Source organism: Streptomyces sp. NPDC003635, from assembly GCF_053587635.1.
In genome coordinates this window covers 1-2,088 of sequence record NZ_JBSFOK010000120.1, presented here as the reverse complement: position 1 = coordinate 2,088, position 2,088 = coordinate 1, and the positions used below count along the sequence as shown (strand labels likewise).

The 2,088-nt window shown below is 68.2% G+C and carries 2 protein-coding genes; one reads left to right on the top strand and one right to left on the bottom strand.

The annotated features are described in order from the left end of the window. Positions 1-53: 53 nt before the first annotated feature. Positions 54-1,322: an LCP family protein gene (locus tag ACWDRW_RS40260; RefSeq protein ID WP_451733551.1), complete on the bottom strand. Its 1,269-nt coding sequence runs from the start codon at positions 1,320-1,322 to the stop codon at positions 54-56. A gap of 120 nt (positions 1,323-1,442) precedes the next feature. Here ACWDRW_RS40260 and ACWDRW_RS40255 point away from each other — a divergent pair, with 120 nt between their 5' ends. Further along, entirely contained in the window at positions 1,443-2,000 is a 558-nt protein-coding gene (locus ACWDRW_RS40255; protein WP_451733548.1) for an acyl-CoA thioesterase, read from the top strand. The last annotated feature ends 88 nt before the right edge of the window (positions 2,001-2,088 follow it).

Genomic DNA, 2,088 nt, shown 5'->3' with positions numbered 1-2,088 from the left:
CGCAGGGCGGTCCCACCAAGCTCGGTGGGACCGCCCTGCGCGTTCACGCGGTCTCAGTTCCCGGAGACGGTGACCTTCTCGTCGTTGTTCAGCTGCTCCACGAGCGTCTTCACCTTCGTCTTGTCCCAGACGAGGTTGCCGCCGGAGGAGCCCGAGATCGGCATGTTCATCGACGTGCCCTCGCCGCCCGTGACGCCCTTCATGCCCCAGAACATCGAGGCCAGGTCGAACAGGCCCATCTCCTTGTCGACGATCAGGGTGTCCAGACCGGCGCTCATCGTCGGGTACAGCTTGAACGGGTTCAGCACGGTGCTCGGCGTCGCGGTCTGGTTGGCCAGGGCCGCGAGGAACTTCTGCTGGTTCTTGGTGCGGTCCAGGTCGGAGCCCTTGAGCGCGTACCGGGTACGGACGAAGGCCAGCGCCTCCTCGCCGTTCAGGGTCTGCTTGCCCTCCTTCAGGTCGGCCCCGGACTTGGAGTCCTTGATGCCGCCCTTCGGGATCTCGATCTCCACGCCGCCGACCGCGTCCACGATGTTCGCGAAGCCCGCGAAACCGATCTCGACGTAGTGGTCGATGTGCAGACCGGTGTTGAACTCGACCGTGCGCACCAGCAGCTCCGGGCCGTCCTCCGCGTAGGCGGCGTTCAGCTTCACGTGCCGCCCGGTGCCCGGGTAGGTCTTGCCGGACTCCGAGCCCACGAAGGTGGGGATCTCCACGTCGGAGTCGCGGGGGAGCGAGATCAGCGTCGGGCCGTTGTCACCGGTGTGCAGGATCATCATCGAGTCCGTGCGCTTGCCCTCGGCGGACCCGGTGTGCAGCTCCTTCTTCTCCTCGGCGGACATGCCCTCACGGCTGTCGGAACCGACGATCAGGTAGTTGGTGCCCTCGCCCGCCTCAGGCCGGTCGATGACCTTGGACAGGTCGACCTCGCGGTTGAGCTTGGAGTCGGCCCAGAAGTAGGTGCCGACGGTGGTGACGACGAGCACACTCACGACGGTGATCGCGGTCCACTTGATCCGGCGCCGCCAGTTCGGCGCGGGCCGCGGCTCGCGCATCCCGGCACCTCCGGGCCCGCTCGGGGGCGAGCCGTAGACCTGTCCGGTGTTGTAGCCGCTGTCGTAGCCGTCATCGCCCTGAGCGCCGTAGTACGGCTGCTGCTGCGGCACTCCGTACGGCGGTGCCGCCTGGCCCCCGCCGGGTGCCGTCGTACCGCGGCGGACCTGCCGCATGACGCGGGCGCCATCAGGCTGTGCGCTCGCGCTGCCGTGTCCGTAGCCGCCACCGCGGTTGTCGTCGGACCATCCCTCGGGCCAGTTGTTCATGCGCCCCAGTGTGCAGGGAACGGCTGTGCGTCTTACAAGGGTCGAGGAAAAATAGGGGCACGGCTGTTGCGAACCCAACACAAAAGTCGACGGATTGTCCCTCGGCATAAGGTGGAGGACATGACACACCAGGTCTCCACCGCGGAACAGGACACTCCGGACATCCCGGGCAAGCCGACGTCCGCATCCCGCACCACGCTGAGCCACATCATGACCCACAGTGACACCAACCTGCTGGGCACGGTGCACGGAGGTGTGATCATGAAGCTCGTGGACGACGCGGCGGGCGCTGTGGCCGGCCGCCACAGCGGGGGCCCCGCCGTGACGGCGTCCATGGACGAGATGGCGTTCCTCGAGCCGGTCCGCGTGGGTGACCTGGTCCATGTGAAGGCCCAGGTCAACTGGACCGGCCGGACCTCCATGGAGGTGGGCGTCCGGGTCCTCGCGGAACGCTGGAACGAGTCCACCCCGCCCACCCAGGTCGGCTCGGCCTACCTGGTCTTCGCCGCGGTCGACGCCGACGGCAAGCCCCGCCGGGTGCCTCCGGTCCTCCCGGAGACGGAGCGTGACAAGCGCCGCTACCAGGAGGCCCAGATCCGCCGCACCCACCGCCTGGCCCGCCGCAGGGCCATCATGGAACTCCGGCAGAAGCGGGCGGCGGAGGGCATCGAGGACTAGTGCCGCGTCAGGCAACGTTCGCCCCGTCGCGACGCCCGGCACGCACTCTCGCCGCACCGGGCACAAGCCCAAGTACATCCAGTACGAG